Here is a 20,277-nt window from a genome sequence, read left to right on the forward strand (position 1 = left end):
AGGGAATTCCAGATTCAGGTTTCGAGTGCCTCGAGGGCGTCGTCAATCTCGTTTTGAAGTTTCTCGATGAACATCAGGCGACGCACCGTATCGGCCGCGGCCGCATAATCCTGTGCTTCGTCGAGTTCGCGGGCAAGGCTGCCCATCACTTCTCGCGAGTGCCCACGCAAGCGCTGGTGCAGTTGCTCGAGCTCATCGATCTCGCCCGCCTGGCGGGCCTCTTCGACCGCTTCACGCCACTCCATCTGTTCCATGAGGAACTCGGGGGACATCGCGGTGTTGGTCTCCAGGCCGGCGTCGATACCTGCCAGTTCAAGCAGGTACTGGGCACGCGGCAAGGGCTTCTTCAAGGTACGAAAACCTTCGTTTACTCGCGTCGCCCACTGCATGGAGCGGCGCTTCTCGAGGTCGGAAAGGTGTGCGTGACGATCCGGATGAACCTGGGACTGGAGCTCATGCCAGGCATGATCCAGCTTCGGCTCATCCAGTTCGAAACGGCGCGGCAGGCCGAATAGGGAGAAGAAATCCTGCGTCAGGTCGATGCTCATGCCGTCATGTGCTTCCGTTCAAACCGTCAGACGTTGAAGCTTTCGCCGCAACCACACGCGTCCTTGACGTTTGGGTTGTTGAACTTGAAGCCTTCGTTCAGCCCTTCACGTACGAAGTCGAGTTCGGTGCCTTCAAGATACACAAGGCTCTTCGGGTCCACGATGACCTTGACGCCATGGCTGTCGAACACGAGGTCTTCAGTCAGCGCCTCGTCAACGAACTCAAGCTTGTATGCCATGCCGGAACAGCCCGAGGTCTTCACCCCAAGTCTGATACCCAAGCCTTTGCCGCGCTTGGCGATGAAATTGGCAACGTGCTTGGCTGCGCTTTCGGAAAGAGTGACGCCCATCATGAACCTCCTGCTCAGGCTTCGTGCTTCTTCTTGTAGTCGGCAACGGCCGCCTTGATGGCGTCCTCGGCCAGGATCGAACAGTGGATCTTGACCGGCGGCAACGCCAGTTCCTCTGCGATCTGCGTGTTCTTGATCTCGAGGGCCTGATCGATCGTCTTGCCCTTCACCCACTCGGTGACGAGCGAGCTCGACGCGATAGCCGAGCCACAGCCGTAGGTCTTGAACTTGGCATCTTCGATCACGCCGTCCTTGCCAACCTTGATCTGCAACTTCATCACGTCGCCACAGGCGGGCGCGCCGACCATGCCGGTCGCAACGCTGTCGTCGTCCTTGGCAAACGATCCGACGTTACGCGGGTTTTCGTAGTGGTCCAGAACTTTTTCGCTGTATGCCATTTTCGTTCTCCTGATTCTGTATTTTAGTGCGCAGCCCACTGCACGGAATCGAGATCGACGCCGTCCTTGAACATTTCCCAAAGCGGGGAAAGCTCGCGCAGCTTGCCGATCTTCTTGTGCAGCAGGTCGATGGTGAAGTCGATTTCTTCTTCGGTGGTGAAACGGCCGATGGTGAAACGAATCGAGCTGTGAGCCAGTTCGTCGTTGCGCCCCAGCGCGCGCAGTACGTAGGACGGCTCAAGGCTGGCCGACGTACACGCCGACCCGGACGAGACCGCAATATCCTTGATCGCCATGATCAGGGACTCGCCTTCGACGTATGCGAAGGAAATGTTCAGGTTATGCGGAACGCGATGCTCGAGATCGCCATTCACATAGGTTGCCTCGATGTCCGTCAGCCCTTTGAGCAGGCGGTCGCGGAGTTCGCGAATGCGCGTATTTTCGGTGCTCATCTCCTCACGTGCAATACGGAAGGCCTCGCCCATGCCGACGATCTGATGCGTGGCCAAGGTGCCCGAGCGCAAACCACGCTCATGACCGCCGCCGTGCATCTGCGCCTCGAGACGGACACGCGGTTTGCGTCGGACGTACAGCGCGCCAATGCCTTTCGGGCCATAGGTCTTGTGCGCCGAGAAGCTCATCAGATCGACCTTGAGCGTGTTCAAGTCAATCTCGACCTTACCCGTCGCCTGCGCTGCATCAACATGAAAGATGATGCCCTTCTCACGGCAGATCTCGCCGATCTCGGCGATCGGCTGGATCACGCCGACTTCGTTGTTCACGAACATCACCGAAACCAGGATGGTGTCCGGACGCAGCGCAGCCTTGAACACCTCGAGATCGACCAGACCGTTTTCCTGCACGTCGAGATAGGTGGCCTCGAAACCTTCACGCTCAAGTTCGCGGAAGGTGTCCAGCACCGCCTTGTGTTCGGTCTTCAGGGTAATGATGTGCTTGCCCTTGCCCTTGTAGAAGTGCGCTGCACCCTTGATCGCAAGGTTGTTGGATTCGGTTGCACCCGAGGTCCAGACGATCTCTTTCGAATCGGCACCCACCAGTGCGGCGACCTGTTCGCGTGCGTCCTCGACCGCCTTCTCTGCCGACCACCCGTATGCATGCGAGCGGCTGGCGGGGTTACCGAACTGCTCGGTAAGCCAGGGAATCATGGCTGCGGCCACTCGGGGATCGACCGGCGTGGTCGCAGAGTAGTCGAGATAGATCGGGAACTTCAGCATTGCGTTTCTCCGCGGATTCGTTATGTCTTGTCAGGCTGCCATTGCAGCCAGGTTTCTCAATTCGTGCACGATACGTGCCAGCGCAGTGTCAAAATCGGCAAGCTGCTGAGCGGTGGTATCACGACCAAGGCTGACCCGGACCGCCGACCGGGCCAACTCAGGCGCCACGCCCATTGCCAGCAGCGCGTGCGATGGCTCCGGGTTGGCGCTGGAGCAGGCGGAACCGCTCGCACAGGCAAAACCTGCACGATCCAGTTTGCCCACCAGGGTTTCACCATCAAGCCCTTCAAAGCCGAAAAAGCTGGTGTTCGGCAAGCGCTCGCCCGCCTTCGAAAACAGTACTGCGCCGGTGGCGGCAAGCGACTGCTCAAGGCGCTCACGCAGGACAAGCAGGCGATCATGCTCTTCGCGCTGACGCTTTGCCGCAAGCTCGCAGGCAAGGCCGAAACCGACGATTGCAGCCACGTTCTCGGTACCCGAGCGCAGCCCGCGCTCCTGACCACCGCCGGCGATCAGGGGGGCGAGTTCAACCCGCTTGTCCACGATCAGGGCACCGGCACCTACCGGACCACCGATCTTGTGCGCCGACAGCGTCATTGCATTGGCGCCCAGCGCACGGAAATCAACTTCGATCTTGCCAAGGGCCTGCACCGCATCCGTGTGCATGTAAGCACCACCGGCGCGGGCCTCGGCTGCATGGGCGCGCACGTCCTGCAGCACACCGGTCTCGTTGTTCGCCAGCATGACGGAGACCAGAGAAGGCCTGGCTTCAAGCGTCGAGCGCCAGTCATCTGCGCGCAGACGCCCTTCGGCATCCACACCCACTTCTCGCATCACCCAGCCGCTGCGACGCAGCTGCCGTGCAGGCTCCCGCACACAGGGGTGCTCGACCGCACTGACCGCCACCAGGCCAGGTTTCATCATGGCGGCTGCACCCTTGATGAAGAGATTGTTGGCTTCCGACCCACCGCTGGTAAATACCACCTCGGTCGGATGCGCGTTCACCGCCGCCGCCACCTGAGCGCGCGCAGTGTCGATTGCGGCGCGCGCCTGACGACCGTACTCGTGACGGCTCGAAGCGTTGCCGAAGCGTTCGCCAAGCCAGGGCAGCATTGCCTCGCGCACCGCCGGATCGAGCGGTGCACTCGCATTCCAGTCGAGGTATACCGGGGCAAACATGCTAGTCACCTGTTCAGGCCGTCGCCACGTCTTGCAACGTGCTCGCTGCGCGACGACGCACTTCACGCAGCACGTTCACATCCGGATCGGGCTTCACTTCACGCGCAACCAGCGCGCCGAGCGTCACCGAATCCAGATAGGCGTACATGCGCTTGTTGAGATTGGTCCACAGGTCGTGCGTCAGGCATCGATGCTCGTCGTGGCAATTCTGCTTACCACCGCACATTGTCGCATCAAGCGGCTCGTCGACCGCAATGATGATGTCGGTTACCGTGATCGAGCGCATGTCGCGCGCGAGACGATATCCACCACCGGGACCACGCACACTCGTCACCAGCTTGTAGCGACGGAGCTTGCCGAACAACTGCTCCAGATAGGACAGAGAGATCTTCTGGCGCTCGGCGATGCCGGCGAGGGTAACCGGACCGTCCGCCTGTCGCGCAGCCAGATCGATCATCGCCGTAACGGCAAAGCGACCTTTAGTCGTGAGTCTCATGATGATTCCTCGAAGCAGAATTGAGGGCAAACGGGCGAATACCCGAACATTTCACTCAACTATACATATCCCGACAAAAACGGTCAACTAATCGGCTTTCAGCCCATTCAATCGACCATCTTGGACAATCGGGACGCATCGAAATCATCAGAAGACTCGACCGAGGGGTCCAGTTTCAAGCCCGCTGCTTCCATCCGTTTGCAGATCACCTGGAAGCGGCGGTCGGTCTCTACCGCGTGATCGAGCAGACCATGCAAGGCCTTCGCCACCGGGTCGTCCATGTCACGGGTCACACCGTAGGCAGAGAAGCCCATCTGCTCCGCTTTCTGTGCGCGCTCGGCGTCGCGCTCGGCGTCGAGCACACGCGCCGGGTTTCCAACCGCTGTTGCCCCCGCGGGTACCGGTTTGACGACGACGGCGTTGGAGCCGATCTTGGCGCCGTCACCAACCGTGAATCCGCCCAGCACTTTCGCCCCTGCCCCCACCACGACCCCTTTTCCGAGTGTCGGATGGCGCTTCGTGCCGCGATAGAGCGATGTTCCACCCAGCGTGACGGCCTGGTAAATGGTGCAGTCGTCACCGATCTCGGCCGTTTCTCCGATCACGACGCCCATGCCATGATCGATGAACACCCGACGCCCGACGACAGCGCCCGGATGAATCTCGATCCCGGTCAGAAAACGGCTGACGTGACTGACGAAGCGGCCGAGCCAGAACAGGCGTCTTTGCCAGGCGGCATGCGCAAGGCGGTGAAAGATCAGCGCGTGCACACCCGGATAGCAGGTCAACACCTCCAATGTAGAGCGGGCGGCAGGGTCGCGTTCGCGAACGCTGGCCAGGTCTTCACGCAGGTGTTCAAACATTTGACGCAGTCTCCGGGAAAGATGAAACAGGATTCGAATGCCCAAGCGTCTTGGGCAACAATAGTCGACTATTTTACTAGGCTTTGCGCTGAAAGCTAGAGAGCATTCCACGAAGAATGCCGACCTCTTCCTTTTCAAGCCTGATCCGGCCAAAAAGCCGGCGGAATCGCGGCATCAGCCTGCGCGGGTTCTGCGGCTCATGAAAACCGCTTTCGGTCACCGCCTGCTCGAGGTGCGCGAGAAACCCCTCGACCTCGGCGTGCGTCGCAGGCTGAGGCTGAGGATCTCCCGCGTAGACCTCGGGTGGTTCGAGTGCAGCCATGCGCAGTTCGTAGGTGAGCAACTGCACGGCAGCGCCCAGGTTGAGCGAGGAAAAGTCAGGATTGGTCGGAATCGTCACCGGCATTGCACACAGGCCGACCTCGTCGTTGGACAGGCCGCTGGTTTCATTGCCGAAGACCAGCGCAAGTTCGCCGCGATCCGCCCACTGCACCATTTCTGCCGCGGCTGCACGCGCCGTGACGCGCGGCAGACTCAATTCGCGACGACGGGCGGTGACCGCTGCAGCCAGCACCGTGCCTGCAAGCGCCTCTTCGAGCGTATCCACGACACGCGCCGATTCGAGCAGGTCCGTGGCCCCGGAAGCCCGTGCATCGGCCACCGGATCAGGGAAACAGGCAGGCGACACCAGCCACAATTGCGACAGGCCCATGGTTTTCATCGCGCGCGCGGCAGCCCCGATATTGCCAGGATGACTCGGCCGGGAAAGCACGACACGGATGCGATCAAGCGCAAAGCCGCCATTCATATTAAAATTCACCGTTTTTCGTATCTGATCGTGACGGGGCGCACTGCCCTGGACCGCTCCACCCGCCGAGACCGAGCCGCATGCATCCCATCCTGAATATCGCCGTAAAGGCCGCCCGCCGTGCCGCAACCGTCATTAACCGGGCTTCGACCCAGATCGATCTGCTTACGGTCGAGTCCAAATCGCCCAACGACTTCGTGACCGAGGTTGACCGCGCTGCCGAGAAAGCCATCATCGAAGTACTTCGTGAAGCCTACCCGGGGCACGGGATTCTAGCAGAGGAGTCCGGCGAGTCCGGCGCCGAAAGCGAATTCGTGTGGATCATCGATCCCCTCGATGGCACCACGAACTTCATCCACGGCTTCCCGCAGTACGCGATCTCCATCGCATTGACCAAAAACGGTGTGCCCGAGCACTGCGTCGTGTACAACCCGGTCAACAACGAACTGTTCACCGCAACGCGTGGCAGCGGAGCCTATCTCAACGACCGCCGCATTCGCGTGTCGCGTCGTGTGCGCCTTGCCGACGCCCTGGTTGGTACCGGCTTCCCCTACCGCGAATTCGGCAACATCGACGCCTACCTCGCCATGTTCCGCGAGTTGACGCAGAAGACTGCGGGCATCCGTCGGCCGGGTGCCGCCGCGCTTGATCTGGCATATGTTGCAGCCGGGCGCCTTGATGGCTTCTGGGAAATGGGCCTCGCACCGTGGGACATGGCAGCGGGCGTCCTGCTGGTTCAGGAGGCTGGCGGCCTGGTGTCCGACTTTGCGGGCGAAGGCAACTTCCTGACGACGGGCAACGTGGTTGCCGGCACCCCCAAGGTGTTCGCTCAGATGCTGCCCATCATCCAGTCCTACCGCAACGACAGCATCCAGAGCTGATCCGCTCTTGCCGGGACACTGCACACTCGTGCGGTGTCCCGTGACGGAAAACGCAGTACTTGCTCCCGCTATCAGACCACGCTGTAGCGGAACTGCCCCTGCTCGCCTGCCGAGACCCGGATTTCGCTGACGGCTTCGCCATCGGCCATGCGGGCAAGCACCTCGCCCGCGATCTCGGGGAGCAGGGATCCATTCAGGATGTGGTCGACGTTACGCGCACCGGAGTCCACTTCGGTGCAACGCGCCAGCACGGCCTCGGTCAAGGTGTCGTCATGGATGAAGCGCGCCTTGTGGTTTGCGGCCACGCGCTCACGAATACGCGCCAGCTTGAGCTGGATGATCTCGGCCAGCACCGTGTCGCTGATCGGATAGAAGGGCACCACCTTCATGCGCCCGAGAAATGCAGGCTTGAAGCGCTGTTGCAGCACCGGTGCCAGACGGGAGCCGAGCTCTTCTGCAGTGGGCACGGCTTCATTCGCGAGGTTCAGACACGACGCCATGATCTGCGCGGAGCCAACGTTGCTCGTGAGGATGATCAGCGTGTTGCGGAAATCGATCTCGCGCCCTTCAGCGTCTTCGAGCACCCCCTTGTCAAAGACCTGAAAGAACAGTTCGAGCACATCGGGATGGGCCTTTTCGACCTCGTCCAGCAGCAGCACACAATGCGGATTGCGCCGCACCGCCTCGGTCAGCACGCCGCCTTCCCCGTATCCGACGTAGCCGGGCGGAGCCCCCTTCAGGCCTGCTACCGAATGAGGCTCCTGATACTCGCTCATGTTGATCGTGACCAGTTTGCGCTCACCCCCATAGAGCAGGTCGGCCAGCGCAAGCGCAGTTTCCGTCTTGCCCACGCCTGAAGGGCCGACAAACAGGAAGACCGCCTTGGGCTTGGACGGATCCTCCAGATTGGCCCGCGCCGTTCTCACGCGCTGCGCGACCGCCTCAAGTGCATGATCCTGGCCCCTGACCCGTTCGGCCATCAGCGCCTTGAGCCCAAGAATGGTCCGGATCTCATCCTTGAGCATCCGCCCGAGCGGGATGCCCGTCCACCCCGACACCACATCGGCAACCAGTTGACGATCAACCTGCAAGGGAACCATCGATGCGTTCTGCTGCACCGAGGCCAGCGTCTTCAGCAGCCGGTCGAGGGTGCCGCCACGCCGCCGCCCCGAACCCCTTGCCGAAGCCCCGGTCGCGGGAAGTGCCTCGAGTGCAGTCTGCGCCTGGCGGATCTTCGCCACGAGGGTCTGTTCGTGTTCGAAGCGCCTGTGCAGGACCTCGAGCTCCTTCGACTGCCTTTCGATCGCCGTATCCAGTTCCGCAAGGCGCTCGCGGTGTGCGGCCAAACTCAGCGATTCCCGCTTCAGGGCAGACTGTTCCTCTCGCAGTCGGGCCAGGCCCTGCCTTGCGTCCTCCAGCTCAGCAGGGGTTGCGCATTGCCCGAGTGCGACGCGCGCGCAGGCGGTATCGAGCACACTGACGGCCTTGTCGGGCAGCTGTCGTGCGCCGATGTAGCGGCTGGACAAACGCACGGCCTCGACCACCGCCTCGTCCAGAACCCTGATCCCGAAGTGCGCCTCCAGCGCGGGCACCATGGCACGCAACATCGCACAGGCGAGCGTCTCGTCGGGCTCGTCGATCCGGACGACCTGAAAGCGGCGCGAAAGCGCAGCATCCTTGTCGATGTACTTCTTGTACTCCGACCAGGTCGTCGCCCCCACGGTGCGCAATTCCCCGCGCGCGAGCGCCGGTTTGAGCAGGTTCGCGGCATCGCCTTGCCCCGCAGGCCCACCCGCACCGATCAGTCCGTGCGCCTCATCGATGAACAGGATGACCGGACGCACACTGGCGCGGACTTCGTCGATGACGCCCTTGAGACGCTGCTCGAACTCACCCTTCACGCTCGCGCCTGCCTGCAGCAAGCCGATATCAAGTGCGAGCAGCTCCACATCCCTCAGCGCCGGAGGCACATCGCCACGGGCGAGCCGAATGGCGAGGCCCTCGACCACTGCGGTCTTTCCAACCCCGGCCTCACCCGCAAGCATGGGGTTGTTCTGCCGTCTCCTCATCAGGATGTCGATCATCCTGCGAATCTCGGCGTCACGCCCGATCACCGGATCCAGCTTCCCCTCGCGCGCCAGTCGGGTCAGGCTGACCGTAAAGCGGTCGAGCGCAGGGGTACGGCGCAACGCTGGGTCAGGCCCGGAGCGCGCAAAGCCATTGCTGCCTTCTGCATCAGCAGCGGAACACGGCGCCACCCCGCCCTCACTTGAGCCCGTCGTAAGCGAATCAAACTCGGCCCGCAAGACATCGATGCGAACCCGGCCCAGGGTGGCAGGATAACGCTGCGCAAACTGGCTCAACTCCGGGTCCCCTGCAAGCCCGAACAGGAGATGAGCGCTGCGAACGAAAGGTGATTGTGACTCGAGAGAGGCATGCAACCAGGCACGCTCCAGCAAACGCACAAGCCGTGCCGAGAACACCGGCGTTTGTCCGTTTCCAGTCTGATGCCCGGAGAGTGTCCGTTCGAGATCGTCTGCAAGCGCACCTGCACTCACGCCAAAGCTGCGGCACACCAGAACGAAGTCGGTCGTTTCCTGTTCGCACAATGCGAGCAGCACATGCTCGGGTTCGATGACATGGTGAGTGCGGGCGACGCAAAGACTGGCGGCCCGTTCGAGCGCAACACGGCAGTCGGAGTTGAGCTTGCCAATCAGGGATTTGAGCGAGATGTGCATGGTGAGGACAGAACTCAGGAAGGGTGAAGATCGAACGCGGCGTCGCTGCGGTCGGATGCCGCGGGACGGGAACACACAAAGCTGTCAAATCCGAGCCGATACACGGGGCGCCCGGACAGCCTGCAGGGCTTCACATCCTCGGCCTTGAGCACCGGTCGAACCTCGTATTCGAGCCGAAGCCCGGTAAGCAGCTGCAGCAATTTCTTCATCGCCGCTGCACGCTCACTCCCAGGAAGGAAGGCACGGTAGGTAGACAGTGGCAACGGCCCGAGGAAGATGCGGACACGCAGATCGCATTGCCAGACCCGCTCACCCAGCAAGACATCGTGACCGAGCATCGCGTTTGCCTGTCCAAGCCTGGCGCACTGTGGCGCCTCAAGCCGGTACCAGCGGCCAACGAACTGTTCCAGCCGAACCGCGACCCGGAAGTACGACGAAAGCACGCGCTGCAGCGCAGTTCCCGACACCGGGCGCTGCCGGATCAGGGCCGCGAAATGCGCCAGCGACTCATCGTCAATCGCGCCTGGCGCCTGATTCAGACGATCGCGCAGCCCATCCTGACCGAGGCCGCAGAACGCAAGCACCTGGGGCAGGAAATGCTTGCGTCTGTCATGCTCGTACATCAGCGCGAGCTTGTATTTTCTCCACGCCAGATAGAACTGAGCGACAACGCGGTTGGAGAAGAGATCGAAGAAGGCATGCGCGCCGCGGTCACCGGCCATGCGCAGGGACTCTATGACCTGTTCGGTGTAGTGCGCGGGCAGACTGCCGTGGATGCCGAGAAAGCCAATGAAGCTCGGCGTCAGCTCCACCGCCCGCACAGCCATGGGCATCTCACTGTCCTGCGCGTCGTCCCGTACGGGTTTAACCGCCTCGAGCTGGCTCGGCGCGAAACCGAGCGCGAGCGAATTGGAGAAGCGCAACACTGGCGGGAGCACACTCTCCCGCCGCAATCCCGAACCGAACTCACGCTCAAGCAGGCGGACCGACTGAAAGAACTCGAAGGACCACGGGGCTTCGAGCAGATGCCCGATCAGCCCAGGATCGACTCGCCGCTGCGTGGTTTGCACCGGATCAACTCCTCGGCTGTGCGGCTCGACACCAGCACCACCTGGACAAAACTGTTGAGATGAACGTAGAGGCCGAAAAAACGATCCATCACACGGGCAAAGACGTCCAGACCACTACCGACGAAGGCATCCTCGTCAATCGTGACCCTGACCTCAATGCCGCGCACGAAGCAGGCGAAGGGCTTGCCGTTGAGCCATGTGGTTTTCGTGACATGTTCGATGCCCTTGATCCCATCGATCTTCCGGCCATTGAGCGCGTTGCGTGGGAGGTCATACAGGCACAGCATTTCACGGAACGCCTGCAAACCACTCCCGGATATGGAGAGATGATTCAGGGAAAGGTGCGACACAAGACGCCACAGACCATCCCGCTGATGGTCGAAGCGACAGGGCGCGCTCGGCCGCCTCAGCAGACGAAGCGCACCGAGATGTGGATCCCCCTCTGGAATGAGCTCTGCGCCCGGTCCATTGACCGGCAGCAAGGTCGGCAAGTCACGATTGGTGCACGTGAGTGCTACGCTGAGCACATCGGATTGACGTGACGGCACCCCCGCTGCCGACTCGACGATTGCGATGCGGGTTTCATGGCCAGGACTCTTCTCCGCAAGCTGCGCATCACGCGAAGAAATCCAGTAGTTGCCATCCTCGGTTGCACGTTCGCCATGGCGCAGGGAGAAGAACGGACGAAACTCGGTCATCTGCTCACCCTGACCGCTCTGACTGACCCGATGAACCGAGTCGATGGACGCAACCTCGTAGGCATAGGCGCGACGCGCATCGGCAATCACCGGATAGCAGGTCTTCTGACCACTCAAGCGGATCGGCTCGCCACGCCTGTGAAAGAGGTTTACGACCGGCACACAGCCTGTGCGCAGGGTCCGTGTATCGATGCCCTGAAGCAGGCGCGCCGCATCGCTTTCTGCATGCAGGCCGGTAAGGGCGAAGTGAAGCGTGAGTTCGTCGTGCTCCGGCAGATCCGGTGGCAATCTGTCGAGGCACAGGTCAAAAAAGCTGAATTTCTCCGGGAAGGCAAAGTATTCGGTCAGGTAACGGTAACCGTCATGCACGTTGGACGGATAGTCGACCAGCGCCTCTTCCGCCCGAAAGCCAACGGCTTCAATCAGGCTTGCGGCCACGCGCTGCCAGCGGGATTCACACTCGACAAATGTAGCGGAAACAGAGAGGAACAATGCATCGCGCAGTGCAGCCGTCACCGATTGCGCAGCATCGATAAACAGGCGCACCGTTGATTGTCCTGACCACGCAGCCTCCCCAGAACCTTGAGTGCGTCGCAGGCCCAGACTCAGCATCGCGCTGGCGCCCGGAGGCAGGCTGACCCCGGCAGGCAAGCGTGGAAGCGGGCTGAAACACGCACGACTCAGGTGCATTGTGGATGTCGATACGTCCCAGGCTGTCCTGAAGGTACATTCGGCGCCATTCACGGCGCGTGACTTCAGCGTACTTCCTCGCGGAATCGTGATGCCTTCAGGCGGCACCGAAGACATGTCCGCGTTCTGGAGACAGGCGATCGAGCACGACGGAAACGGGCGCAGGTAATGCGGGTACAGCACGCTCAGCAGCGACTCGGCGAACTCCGGATAACTGTCCTCCAGGCGTTTGCTGACACGGGCACTGAGCAACGCGAAGGACTCGATCATGCGCTCGACATGGGGGTCATCCGAGCCCTCCCCCGACATCATCAGACGGGAGGCAATCCTGGGATAACGCTCGGCGAACTCCCGTCCGTGGGTGCGCAGGAATGCAAGTTCGCGCTCATAGTGCGGGAGCAGGTCCTTCATCTCAAACCCTCGCACGCGCCATGCTGTCGGGCCCGACCAGATACTGCTGTGTCGTGGGCTTGAGCATCAGGTCGAAACTCACCGCCTCGCAAAGCGGCCGGACCACCAGCAGCGCCCTGATCGTGAACAGCAGACGGTTCTCCGATCTGCGATCGCTGTCGAATGCCACATCGACATTTCTCAGACGAGGCTCATTCAGGACAATCGCTGCGCGCAATGCCTGCAGAATTGCAACACGGTCTGCGAGGCTGCTCAGACTCAGGCTTGAGAAATCGCTCAACCCATAGTGAACGACCGAGCGCCTCGCTTCTGGAAATGCGTGAAACGCTGCGTCTGGCATGCCAAGACGCGTATTCAGCAAGGATTCGAGATCCCGCGCGACAGACGCCTTGAGCTGATCCAGGGACAAGCCCTGATGCGGCGCCGGATCATTTTCACCACCAAACAGTTTCTCGTGCAGAGAGGGTTCAAAACCTGTCACGTCATCTCGCTCCGCCCGGGGTGACACCAACGATCGCCACCCCGCAAATCACATCTGCACTCAATTCAGGCTTGGCGTGTTCGTGGCAAGATTCCACGCGCCCTGAATATTGACCTTGCCCGTCTTGCTGCCGTCGATATTCAGCTCATCGTAGGTCCACTTGACCGCGGAGTACTTGAGCGAAAAGCTTTCCATCGGAATACCCTCGCTCGATACATTCGGCGACACTGACGCCACCAGCACGTTCTTGAGCTCGATCTTCAGGTACTGGTGGCGATTCTGCGTTGTGCCAGGGTTGCCGGTCGTATTCTTTCCGCCATGTGCACGATAGAAACAGATCACCACATCATTGATCACGAGGCCCGACGAGCAGGCCTGATAGAGCTTGGGACTGGCCCCGTCGATATCCTTGGTGAACACCATTTCATCGTGCTCGCAACGCTCGGCCGTGTGTCCGCCCGAACTCGACGCCGTCGCAGATTTCGGCTGTCGAATGGAGTGCGACCAGGTGTAAACCTCGATCTGATCCTTGTGCTTCGAATCCCGTGAATCCCCCTTGATGTCGCTACCCTTGAACTCAACGTAGATATCCTTCATTTCCCATCAACTCCCCGGTGATTGAACAGAAAACTCAACTCTTGCTTGTCTGCGGCAGTTCGGCTACGAGCCGCAGGGAAACCGACAGCTCGTCGAGCTGAAAATGGGGGCGGATGAACGACACCGCGCGATAGACGCCCGGCCGCCCCGGCACTTCGCTGACCTCGATGGACGCCTCACGAAGCGGAAACTGCGCCTTCGTTTCCTGCGATGCAGAATCATCTGCAGTGACGTACTGGTCGATCCATCGCTGCAAATAGCGCTCGACGTTTGTCGCCGACGCGAAGCTCCCGATCTTTTCGCGCATCATGGCCTTCATGTAGTGCGCGATCCTGCACACCGCAAAGATGTACTGCAGCTGCGCGGATAGCGAGGCGTTCGCGTTTGCGGAATCGGTGTCGTACCGCCGCGCCTTCTGCGCCGACTGCGCACCAAAGAAGGCCGCGTAGTCGGTGTTCTTGCAATGAACAAGGGGCATGAAGCCGAGATCACTCAGTTCCTTTTCGCGGCGGTCTGTAATGGATATTTCGGTCGGACACTTGAGTGTGACCTCACCCTCATCGGTCCTGAACACGTGAGCAGGAAGATCCTCGACCAGACCACCGCCTTCCACACCCCGAATCGCTGCACACCAACCGTGGCGCTCGAATGCGCTGGTCAGCCGGGCTGCGAAAGCGAAGGCCGCGTTGCACCACAGGTAGCGGGAGTGATCCGCGCCGTCGACATCCTCGATGAAGTTGAACCCCTCAGTGACGAGTCCATCCACAGGGTTGTAAGGCAGGCGCCCGAGAAACCTTGGCAGGGTGAGTCCGACGTAGCGTGAATCCTCGGACATGCGGAAGGACTTCCACTTCACGTACTCGACCGTATCAAACACCTTGGCAAGATCGTGCGGCTTCCCCATCTCGGTGAATGACTCAAGGCCAAAGAGTTCAGGCGAAGCAGCAGCGATGAACGGCGCATGTGCAGCCGCCGCGACATGGCTCAGCTGTTCAAGCAGATACAGTTCTTCCGGTTGCCGGGTGAGCTGAAAATTGCCGATCAATGCACTGAAAGGCGCACCACCGAAGGTGCCGAACTCCTCCTCGTACACTTTCTTGAAGACCACGCTCTGATCGAAATCGATCGCCGCCTTGAAGTCCTTGACCAGCTCCCTTGCGGTCACATTCATCAGCTTGATCTTGATCTTCGTCCCTGTTTCGGTTTGCCTTACGAGGTAGTTCAAGCCTGTCCACGACGCTTCGAGTTCCTGCAGCGCCGGCGCGTGCATGATTTCACTCAGCTGGGCTGAGATCAGGCGATCGAGCTCCGCTATCCGGACATCGATCGAGGCGGCGAGGTTCTCCGAAACAACAAGCTCGCCCTGAAGGACCTGTTCAGCGAGTTCGCCGATGATGTCCCGCGCGCGATCCCGCTCGACCGGCGATCGCGCAACACGACTCTCGTCGATAATCCTGTCGAGCAGACTCTGCCCGGGAACGGGCACGACCGTTGCAGCTTCGAGGCTGGAGTTCATTCCGTCACCTCGCTATTCGAGCCCGGTTCATTGCACCCAATCTGCGCGAGCGCATCAGTCCGTGCAAGCACGTCTGCCAGCAGATCTTCAAGCTTTTCGTTGCCGGCGAGCTTGTTCCTCAGCTCGGCCAGGCGCGTGCGCGCCTCCATCAACCTTTGCAGCGGCCTGACCTGCTCGACAATCGACTCGGGGCGAAAATCCTCGAATCGCCTGAAGTTCAATTCCACACTCAGTTCGCCGCCGGCATGCGTCAGGCGGTTCGGAACCCTGAAGACGGTCCTCGGCGCAATGCTGTTCATGACGTCGTCGAAGTTCTCCCGGTCGACATTCACGAATTTCCGGTCGCGCAGACGCTGCTGCGGCGCTTCACTCGCCGCCGCAAAGTCTCCGACCACGCCAACAACGAATGGGAGCTCCTTGTGCTCGATTGCATCTCCGCGCTCCACATCGTAGGTAAGCTGAACACGGGGCGGTCGCACCCGTTGAAGCCGCTTTTGCATGCTTTCCCTTTTTGACACACTGCACCTCCTGACCCTGCAGAAACACTTGCCACCGCCTTGCAGAGCAAACCCGCATGGTTCCGCAGCAGTTCGCACGGCACCGGGCAAACCTGCAAGGGGCTTCCCTATTTCAGAACGCTGAACGGATCACCATTGACGGCGGGGGCCGACGAGTTCGCGCCCCCCGTTGCGCCACGCTCACGCACAACGGATACAGCACGCCCCGCAGCCGCAGCGCTCGCTCGCCGCGTGACCCGCTTTGGCGCCGGGACCGCCTCGGGTACGAGAACCTCTTCACCGAGCGTTCCGCGCAGCACGATCGCAAGCCTGGTCGCATCTGCCCGGGTCGACCCTGTCAATGGCGCCTCGGCACGCAGGTCGACCAGCGAGGACGTTGCGACGCGTAAACCCGACACTGCCCGGATGCTCTTCGCGAGCTGGCTCGCCGGATCACGTTGCAATGCTTCGTCGGCGGAAACGATGGCGTGGCCATACTCACCAGCGTCGAAATGCAGCGAAGCCAGGCGAACCCAGGGCTCTGCGTGCAGAGGAAATCTTGAGGTGACGGCCTGCAGAACCGCGACGGCCTCCCCACGCCTATCCTCCACAAGAAGTCGCTCAACCGTTTTCCCTGTTGCCTCGTACACGTCTGCAAATCCCGTTGCCTCCGGTTTCCCAGCCACCGTCGCGCATGCGGACAGACTCAGGATCACGGACACGATCAGTGCGCTATTCAACAAGCTCGAACCGACTCTTACCAGGTGAAAAGCATTCACTTTCAGGCCTCCGTCAGCGTTGTAAAAATGCTTTGCGCATAGTACATTGCCATTTTTGAAATGCCAAATGGATTTCATGAAAGACCACAGATTCAGGTCTTCGCGAAGATGGGCGTTGCCACAGAGGTCGTCTCTGTCCAGACCATCGCGATGGGTGCTTGCTTCGGTGTTTGTCCTGAGCGGCTGCTCGGGCGCGGCCGCAATCCAGCTGGCGGGTGCGGCCGTCAGCGGTGCTGTAAATGGGGTACTCGAAACCTCAGGCCTGCGTGTGGGACGCGACCGTGAATCCGCAGCTACCGTCCCGGTTTCCATCGAGGCAGCACCCGCACTGAACGCGAGTGCTGCCGGTGAGCCCCTGTCCGTGGTGCTGCGCATCTATCAACTGAAAAGCGAGCATGGCTTCGCACGGCTCACCTACGAGCAGGCACAACAGGACGATATGGGCGCGGAGGTACTCGCGACAGAACTTGAAAGCGTTCGGGAACTGATCATCCTGCCTGGCCGACACTACGCGCTAACGCTGGAGATGCGTCCCGACACCCGGCACATCGGCATCGTGGCGCTGTTTCATTCCCCCGCGCACGGGCGCTGGAAACTCGCCATTGAAAGGGGGCGCGCGCCGACAGATCAGATCGCACTCATGCTCGGCGTGTGTGCGATGGCCACCACCCCCGATGCGGACACCACCAAAAGTGAGGCAGCGGCCACAGTCGTTGCAGACATCCGCTGCAAACACAGCTGAACGGAAAGTCGTCATGGACACGTCAAAAGTACTCTGGGGTGAAGGTCTGTTTCTCCGGCCGCAGCACTTTCAGCAACAGGATGCATACCTGGAATCCCTCAGCCGCAACGCACTTCTCTGTGCGCAGCCCTATGGCTGGGGGATTCGCAAGCTGGAGGTGGATCTCGACGCACTGTCGAGCGGCATCCTCCGTCTCAACTGTGCAGACGTCGTATTCGAGGACGGCGAAACGTACCGGGCGCCGCAGATCGACCGCTTGCCGGAGCCCGTAATGCTCGACCGCGCCCGCTTCAGCGACGGCGCCACCGAGTTTCACCTCGGCATCAGGCATCTCCAGAGACATGGCAGCAACTGCGCAGCCGAGGACGCACAGACAGCCGAAACCCGTTTCATCATTACACCGATCAGTCTGTCCGATCGATGCACCGACGCGGTGGAAGCCGAGGTATCCGTGCTACGCAAGCGCGGCGTACTGAAGTCAGTGCTCGAAACACTCGACTCCTACCAGAACCTTCCGGTCCTGCGGGTACGCAAGACCCCGGGCGGTGCATACGAATGCGATCCGGAGTTCATGCCTCCCACAACCCGCATCGGCGCATCTCCGCGCCTGTTGTCCCGCCTTCAGGGCCTGCTCGATTCACTCGAGGCAAAATCGCACGCCTTGCATGGCTTGCACCGGGAGCCATCGCAATCGGTCATCGAGTTCAGATCTGGCGATCATGCTTCGTTCTGGCTTCAGCACACGGTCAGCAGCGCCTACGCTGCCCTGTCTCATTTGCGCCATGCGCCAATGGTCCATCCCGAGCGCCTGTTTCAGGAATTGCTCAGACTAGGAGGTAGCCTGATGACCTTTTCCAGACAACATCAATTGTCCGATCTGCCCGCCTACGATCATGCGCACCCCGGGCAGTCGTTTGTTCGTATCGACGAAATACTGCGGTCATTGCTGGAAACCGTGATTTCGGCCCGCTGTTTCAGCATCGCGCTGCACGAATCAAAACCCGCTTTCCATACCGGCCGGCTCGATTCGGGAAAGATCACACCCGACTCGCTGTTCTATCTGGCAGTCAGGGCAAACCAGCCCCTTTCCGAACTGATCGAATCCGTTCCCCTGCGAATGAAAATCGGCGCCCCTGACGACGTCGAGAAACTCGTGCTGTCCGCACTCAGCGGTGTGCAACTGACCCATACGCCGCAAGTGCCAAGCGCAATACCGGTCCGCCCCGGCACCTGCTATTTTGCCCTTGATTCAAAGGGCGCGCTCTACCAGCGGATGCTGAAGGCACAGGCCATCACCATTTATGCGCCCTCCAACTATCAAGACCTCAGTCTTGAACTCATCGCACTCTCATCATGACCTCCCCCATCCCCTCACTGACCGGCTCCATGCATCCGCCGGGGGAGCACACACCCATTGAACGCACGCATGATGCGGCCCCGAAGCCGACCCTGGTCGACCTTCTCTACGAAGGTTTCTACATGGTCTTCCTGTTACGCAACGGGAAGTCACCGACGACCTGTGCCGACTTCTCCGATCGGGTGACGGCCTTCCTCACTGAGTTCGAACGTCAGGCCAAAAAGGACGATTACTCGCCAGATGACATCTTCGACTCGAAGTACGCCTTCAGTGCGCTGGTCGATGAGGCGGTACTGTCGTCGAACTTTCCGCTTCGCGACGCCTGGGAGCGCCACCCCCTTCAGCTGACCCTGTTCGGCGATCAACTGGCCGGAGAGCACTTCTTCGACCGACTGGAGAGGGCCCGCGATAAAGGCAAGGCGCGCCTGCCCAGCCTGGACGTCTTCCACATGTGTCTGCTGCTCGGGTTCAAGGGCAAGTACCGGATCGAAGGCGCGGAAAAACTCAACTATCTCACCAGCCAGCTCGGTAACCAGATCGAGCACATCAGGGGCAGACACGTCGGATTTGCACCGCACTGGCGAGCGACGGACAGCGTCGCCCATACCCTTCGCCACGAAGTACCCTTCTGGGTCGTCGGCTCAGTACTCGCGCTCGCAGCCCTGTTTGCCTATATCGGCGTCAAGACAACGACCGACAACCTGACCCGCGAAGAGCTCGCGCTTCATTCAAGCGTGGTCAGCTTTAATCGAAACCCGCCAAGCATCACCATCACACTGCCCTGAGCGAGCGCAGATACGGCTATCTGAGGAAACGGAAACGATTCACCTGACCCCGATCGGCGACCATCCGAAAGTTAAGGCGTCTGCCTGATTGCGATAAAGCTGGCAGCCGTGCACCACGATGTGTTGGTGCCGTTCGGCAGGCGCTACGGATCTGCTCCAAGGCGAACGCGGGATGGCCAACGGAGCGATTCACATTATTACCGACTGCACACCGAATGCCGCAGCAAGATCTCTCGCAATGACAAACCCGATACCGAAACCGCGAGGAGCACGAGAGTGGAATTTCCCGATCAGCGCGGTCTCAAGCATAGGCCCCCGCAGTAAGTCATAACTGCGTTCAGACGCATTGTTAAGTGAGTGCCTTGATTGCGTTTTCGATAGCTTCATCTACGCTTTTCCGGTCCTCTGCACTGTCACCGAGCAGGGTTTCCCAAGGCAGGCGCAGGCGGGTTGATCGGTGACAGGTTTTCAGAACCAGAGACTGGAAACCGTGCTGTTGACCGAATCCGAAGTCTGAGTCGAAGCCGAGCAGATCTCTTGTTCCGACGTTCCAGATTCCAACCTGAACGCGATCAACAATCGACGCAATGCGACGGTGAAACGTCTGTGCAATTTCGATCGTAAATGGGCTCTTGTCCATGATGGGCCTAATTGCTGAGGGGGCAGGAAGCAGTCGCCCGCAGTGCATTAAAGATGAAACATTGCGGCGAGCGTCTGCGGTATAAGCCATAGTGAGCCTGAGCCGATTGCCTGATCTCGTCTGTTCGTTGCCGTATAGAGAGCGCACTGGATATCAATACCCGCAGAAATCTGTTTCAGGGCAATGATCGACCAGGATGCAGCCTCAGTGACGAGATGCGCGATCACCGAGCAAGGCTGCAAACTCTGCTCTGGGAACAGGATGACTGACCAGCATGTTCATCGCATTCATGGAAGCAACGCCAGTTCAGAGAATCTTGAATCGCTTCATGCACACTCTCCGGGCCTGAGGCAGCGGAGGTTGAACGCTCCAGCACCAAAGACGCCGAACAGGCCAATAGCTATCAAGCAAATTGCGACAATCTCTTTCAACAGCCGGGGCACCACAAGAATCAGGATGCCGGCGAACAGCGACACCAGCGGAGCAAGCCCACGGTGGATATTCATGAAGACTCCTTT

The 20,277-nt window shown here is 60.4% G+C and carries 22 protein-coding genes; 4 read left to right on the top strand and 18 right to left on the bottom strand.

What is annotated here, in order from left to right; translation table 11 throughout:
* Positions 1 to 14: 14 nt before the first annotated feature.
* From hscB to CEW83_RS04920, 8 genes are all read right to left on the bottom strand, one after another.
* A complete protein-coding gene (hscB, locus tag CEW83_RS04885; RefSeq protein ID WP_108948334.1) occupies positions 15 to 548 on the bottom strand; it encodes a Fe-S protein assembly co-chaperone HscB in 534 nt (177 codons plus the stop codon).
* A 26-nt stretch (positions 549 to 574) separates the two neighbouring features.
* Positions 575 to 898: an iron-sulfur cluster assembly protein IscA gene (gene iscA, locus CEW83_RS04890; protein ID WP_108951212.1), complete on the bottom strand. Its 324-nt coding sequence runs from the start codon at positions 896 to 898 to the stop codon at positions 575 to 577.
* 14 nt (positions 899 to 912) lie between these two features.
* Positions 913 to 1,296 carry a Fe-S cluster assembly scaffold IscU gene (iscU, locus tag CEW83_RS04895; protein ID WP_108948335.1) on the bottom strand — a complete coding sequence of 128 codons (384 nt, stop codon included), beginning with the start codon at positions 1,294 to 1,296 and terminating at the stop codon, positions 913 to 915.
* A 23-nt stretch (positions 1,297 to 1,319) separates the two neighbouring features.
* Complete coding sequence (locus CEW83_RS04900) at positions 1,320 to 2,528, bottom strand: IscS subfamily cysteine desulfurase (protein WP_199915282.1); 1,209 nt, start codon at positions 2,526 to 2,528, stop codon at positions 1,320 to 1,322.
* A 33-nt stretch (positions 2,529 to 2,561) separates the two neighbouring features.
* On the bottom strand, positions 2,562 to 3,710 hold the full coding sequence (locus CEW83_RS04905) for a cysteine desulfurase family protein (RefSeq protein WP_108948337.1): 1,149 nt from the start codon (positions 3,708 to 3,710) through the stop codon (positions 2,562 to 2,564).
* A 13-nt stretch (positions 3,711 to 3,723) separates the two neighbouring features.
* Entirely contained in the window at positions 3,724 to 4,206 is a 483-nt protein-coding gene (iscR, locus tag CEW83_RS04910) for a Fe-S cluster assembly transcriptional regulator IscR (RefSeq protein WP_108948338.1), read from the bottom strand.
* A 107-nt stretch (positions 4,207 to 4,313) separates the two neighbouring features.
* Positions 4,314 to 5,069 carry a serine O-acetyltransferase gene (cysE, locus tag CEW83_RS04915; RefSeq protein WP_108948339.1) on the bottom strand — a complete coding sequence of 252 codons (756 nt, stop codon included), beginning with the start codon at positions 5,067 to 5,069 and terminating at the stop codon, positions 4,314 to 4,316.
* A 76-nt stretch (positions 5,070 to 5,145) separates the two neighbouring features.
* The gene (locus CEW83_RS04920; RefSeq protein WP_108948340.1) at positions 5,146 to 5,877 is read right to left on the bottom strand and encodes an RNA methyltransferase; all 732 of its coding nucleotides are present in this window, start codon (positions 5,875 to 5,877) and stop codon (positions 5,146 to 5,148) included.
* Positions 5,878 to 5,957: 80 nt separating this feature from the next.
* On the opposite strand from CEW83_RS04920, the gene CEW83_RS04925 reads away from it, so the two are divergent.
* The gene (locus CEW83_RS04925) at positions 5,958 to 6,758 is read left to right on the top strand and encodes an inositol monophosphatase family protein (RefSeq protein WP_108948341.1); all 801 of its coding nucleotides are present in this window, start codon (positions 5,958 to 5,960) and stop codon (positions 6,756 to 6,758) included.
* 71 nt (positions 6,759 to 6,829) lie between these two features.
* On the opposite strand, the gene tssH is transcribed toward CEW83_RS04925, so the two are convergent.
* From tssH to CEW83_RS04965, 8 genes are all read right to left on the bottom strand, one after another.
* Positions 6,830 to 9,496 (bottom strand): type VI secretion system ATPase TssH, encoded by a 2,667-nt coding sequence (tssH, locus tag CEW83_RS04930; RefSeq protein WP_108948342.1) that lies wholly within the window; start codon positions 9,494 to 9,496, stop codon positions 6,830 to 6,832.
* 14 nt (positions 9,497 to 9,510) lie between these two features.
* Positions 9,511 to 10,566, bottom strand: coding sequence for a type VI secretion system baseplate subunit TssG (tssG, locus tag CEW83_RS04935; protein ID WP_108948343.1), 1,056 nt, complete (start codon positions 10,564 to 10,566; stop codon positions 9,511 to 9,513).
* Entirely contained in the window at positions 10,530 to 12,365 is a 1,836-nt protein-coding gene (gene tssF, locus CEW83_RS04940) for a type VI secretion system baseplate subunit TssF (RefSeq protein WP_108948344.1), read from the bottom strand. Before tssF ends, tssG begins: the two co-directional genes overlap by 37 nt.
* A 1-nt stretch (position 12,366) precedes the next feature.
* Positions 12,367 to 12,846 (bottom strand): type VI secretion system baseplate subunit TssE, encoded by a 480-nt coding sequence (tssE, locus tag CEW83_RS04945; protein ID WP_108948345.1) that lies wholly within the window; start codon positions 12,844 to 12,846, stop codon positions 12,367 to 12,369.
* A gap of 60 nt (positions 12,847 to 12,906) precedes the next feature.
* Positions 12,907 to 13,443: an Hcp family type VI secretion system effector gene (locus tag CEW83_RS04950; protein WP_108948346.1), complete on the bottom strand. Its 537-nt coding sequence runs from the start codon at positions 13,441 to 13,443 to the stop codon at positions 12,907 to 12,909.
* A gap of 34 nt (positions 13,444 to 13,477) precedes the next feature.
* A complete protein-coding gene (gene tssC, locus CEW83_RS04955; protein ID WP_108948347.1) occupies positions 13,478 to 14,959 on the bottom strand; it encodes a type VI secretion system contractile sheath large subunit in 1,482 nt (493 codons plus the stop codon).
* Positions 14,956 to 15,459 carry a type VI secretion system contractile sheath small subunit gene (gene tssB, locus CEW83_RS04960; protein WP_234418995.1) on the bottom strand — a complete coding sequence of 168 codons (504 nt, stop codon included), beginning with the start codon at positions 15,457 to 15,459 and terminating at the stop codon, positions 14,956 to 14,958. The genes tssC and tssB overlap by 4 nt, the downstream gene beginning before the upstream one ends.
* 125 nt (positions 15,460 to 15,584) lie before the next feature.
* Positions 15,585 to 16,547 carry a tetratricopeptide repeat protein gene (locus CEW83_RS04965; RefSeq protein ID WP_234419111.1) on the bottom strand — a complete coding sequence of 321 codons (963 nt, stop codon included), beginning with the start codon at positions 16,545 to 16,547 and terminating at the stop codon, positions 15,585 to 15,587.
* Between CEW83_RS04965 and tssJ the strand changes: the two genes are divergently transcribed.
* Genes tssJ through icmH form a run of 3 tightly spaced genes read left to right on the top strand, consistent with a single transcriptional unit; the run spans position 16,444 to position 19,119 of the window.
* The gene (gene tssJ / locus CEW83_RS04970; RefSeq protein ID WP_234419057.1) at positions 16,444 to 16,977 is read left to right on the top strand and encodes a type VI secretion system lipoprotein TssJ; all 534 of its coding nucleotides are present in this window, start codon (positions 16,444 to 16,446) and stop codon (positions 16,975 to 16,977) included. The two genes, CEW83_RS04965 and tssJ, sit on opposite strands and share 104 nt — an antisense overlap.
* 13 nt (positions 16,978 to 16,990) lie before the next feature.
* Positions 16,991 to 18,334 carry a type VI secretion system baseplate subunit TssK gene (gene tssK / locus CEW83_RS04975; RefSeq protein WP_108948351.1) on the top strand — a complete coding sequence of 448 codons (1,344 nt, stop codon included), beginning with the start codon at positions 16,991 to 16,993 and terminating at the stop codon, positions 18,332 to 18,334.
* On the top strand, positions 18,331 to 19,119 hold the full coding sequence (icmH, locus tag CEW83_RS04980) for a type IVB secretion system protein IcmH/DotU (protein ID WP_199915205.1): 789 nt from the start codon (positions 18,331 to 18,333) through the stop codon (positions 19,117 to 19,119). Before tssK ends, icmH begins: the two co-directional genes overlap by 4 nt.
* Before the next feature lie 349 nt (positions 19,120 to 19,468).
* Here the strand turns inward: icmH and CEW83_RS04985 are convergent, their stop codons facing one another.
* Positions 19,469 to 19,759, bottom strand: a complete 291-nt coding sequence (locus CEW83_RS04985) for a hypothetical protein (RefSeq protein ID WP_108948352.1) — start codon at positions 19,757 to 19,759, stop codon at positions 19,469 to 19,471.
* 326 nt (positions 19,760 to 20,085) lie between these two features.
* Positions 20,086 to 20,265, bottom strand: a complete 180-nt coding sequence (locus CEW83_RS04990) for a DUF3096 domain-containing protein (RefSeq protein WP_108951214.1) — start codon at positions 20,263 to 20,265, stop codon at positions 20,086 to 20,088.
* Between the last annotated feature and the right edge of the window lie 12 nt (positions 20,266 to 20,277).

It is taken from the genome of Parazoarcus communis (genome assembly GCF_003111645.1).
Classification (GTDB): domain Bacteria; phylum Pseudomonadota; class Gammaproteobacteria; order Burkholderiales; family Rhodocyclaceae; genus Parazoarcus; species Parazoarcus communis_A.

Excerpts from the sequence above, each read along its gene's own strand:
- tssH (WP_108948342.1), bottom strand. The coding sequence starts at position 9,496 with ATGCACATCTCGCTCAAATCCCTGATTGGCAAGCTCAACTCCGACTGC.
- CEW83_RS04925 (WP_108948341.1), top strand. The coding sequence starts at position 5,958 with ATGCATCCCATCCTGAATATCGCCGTAAAGGCCGCCCGCCGTGCCGCA.
- CEW83_RS04950 (WP_108948346.1), bottom strand. The coding sequence starts at position 13,443 with ATGAAGGATATCTACGTTGAGTTCAAGGGTAGCGACATCAAGGGGGAT.
- tssF (WP_108948344.1), bottom strand. The coding sequence starts at position 12,365 with ATGAAGGACCTGCTCCCGCACTATGAGCGCGAACTTGCATTCCTGCGC.
- icmH (WP_199915205.1), top strand. The coding sequence starts at position 18,331 with ATGACCTCCCCCATCCCCTCACTGACCGGCTCCATGCATCCGCCGGGG.
- hscB (WP_108948334.1), bottom strand. The coding sequence starts at position 548 with ATGAGCATCGACCTGACGCAGGATTTCTTCTCCCTATTCGGCCTGCCG.
- CEW83_RS04965 (WP_234419111.1), bottom strand. The coding sequence starts at position 16,547 with ATGGAAACCGGGACGGTAGCTGCGGATTCACGGTCGCGTCCCACACGC.
- iscR (WP_108948338.1), bottom strand. The coding sequence starts at position 4,206 with ATGAGACTCACGACTAAAGGTCGCTTTGCCGTTACGGCGATGATCGAT.
- CEW83_RS04990 (WP_108951214.1), bottom strand. The coding sequence starts at position 20,265 with ATGAATATCCACCGTGGGCTTGCTCCGCTGGTGTCGCTGTTCGCCGGC.
- iscU (WP_108948335.1), bottom strand. The coding sequence starts at position 1,296 with ATGGCATACAGCGAAAAAGTTCTGGACCACTACGAAAACCCGCGTAAC.
- tssK (WP_108948351.1), top strand. The coding sequence starts at position 16,991 with ATGGACACGTCAAAAGTACTCTGGGGTGAAGGTCTGTTTCTCCGGCCG.
- CEW83_RS04920 (WP_108948340.1), bottom strand. The coding sequence starts at position 5,877 with ATGAATGGCGGCTTTGCGCTTGATCGCATCCGTGTCGTGCTTTCCCGG.
- tssB (WP_234418995.1), bottom strand. The coding sequence starts at position 15,459 with ATGCAAAAGCGGCTTCAACGGGTGCGACCGCCCCGTGTTCAGCTTACC.
- cysE (WP_108948339.1), bottom strand. The coding sequence starts at position 5,069 with ATGTTTGAACACCTGCGTGAAGACCTGGCCAGCGTTCGCGAACGCGAC.
- CEW83_RS04985 (WP_108948352.1), bottom strand. The coding sequence starts at position 19,759 with ATGGACAAGAGCCCATTTACGATCGAAATTGCACAGACGTTTCACCGT.
- tssC (WP_108948347.1), bottom strand. The coding sequence starts at position 14,959 with ATGAACTCCAGCCTCGAAGCTGCAACGGTCGTGCCCGTTCCCGGGCAG.
- CEW83_RS04905 (WP_108948337.1), bottom strand. The coding sequence starts at position 3,710 with ATGTTTGCCCCGGTATACCTCGACTGGAATGCGAGTGCACCGCTCGAT.
- iscA (WP_108951212.1), bottom strand. The coding sequence starts at position 898 with ATGGGCGTCACTCTTTCCGAAAGCGCAGCCAAGCACGTTGCCAATTTC.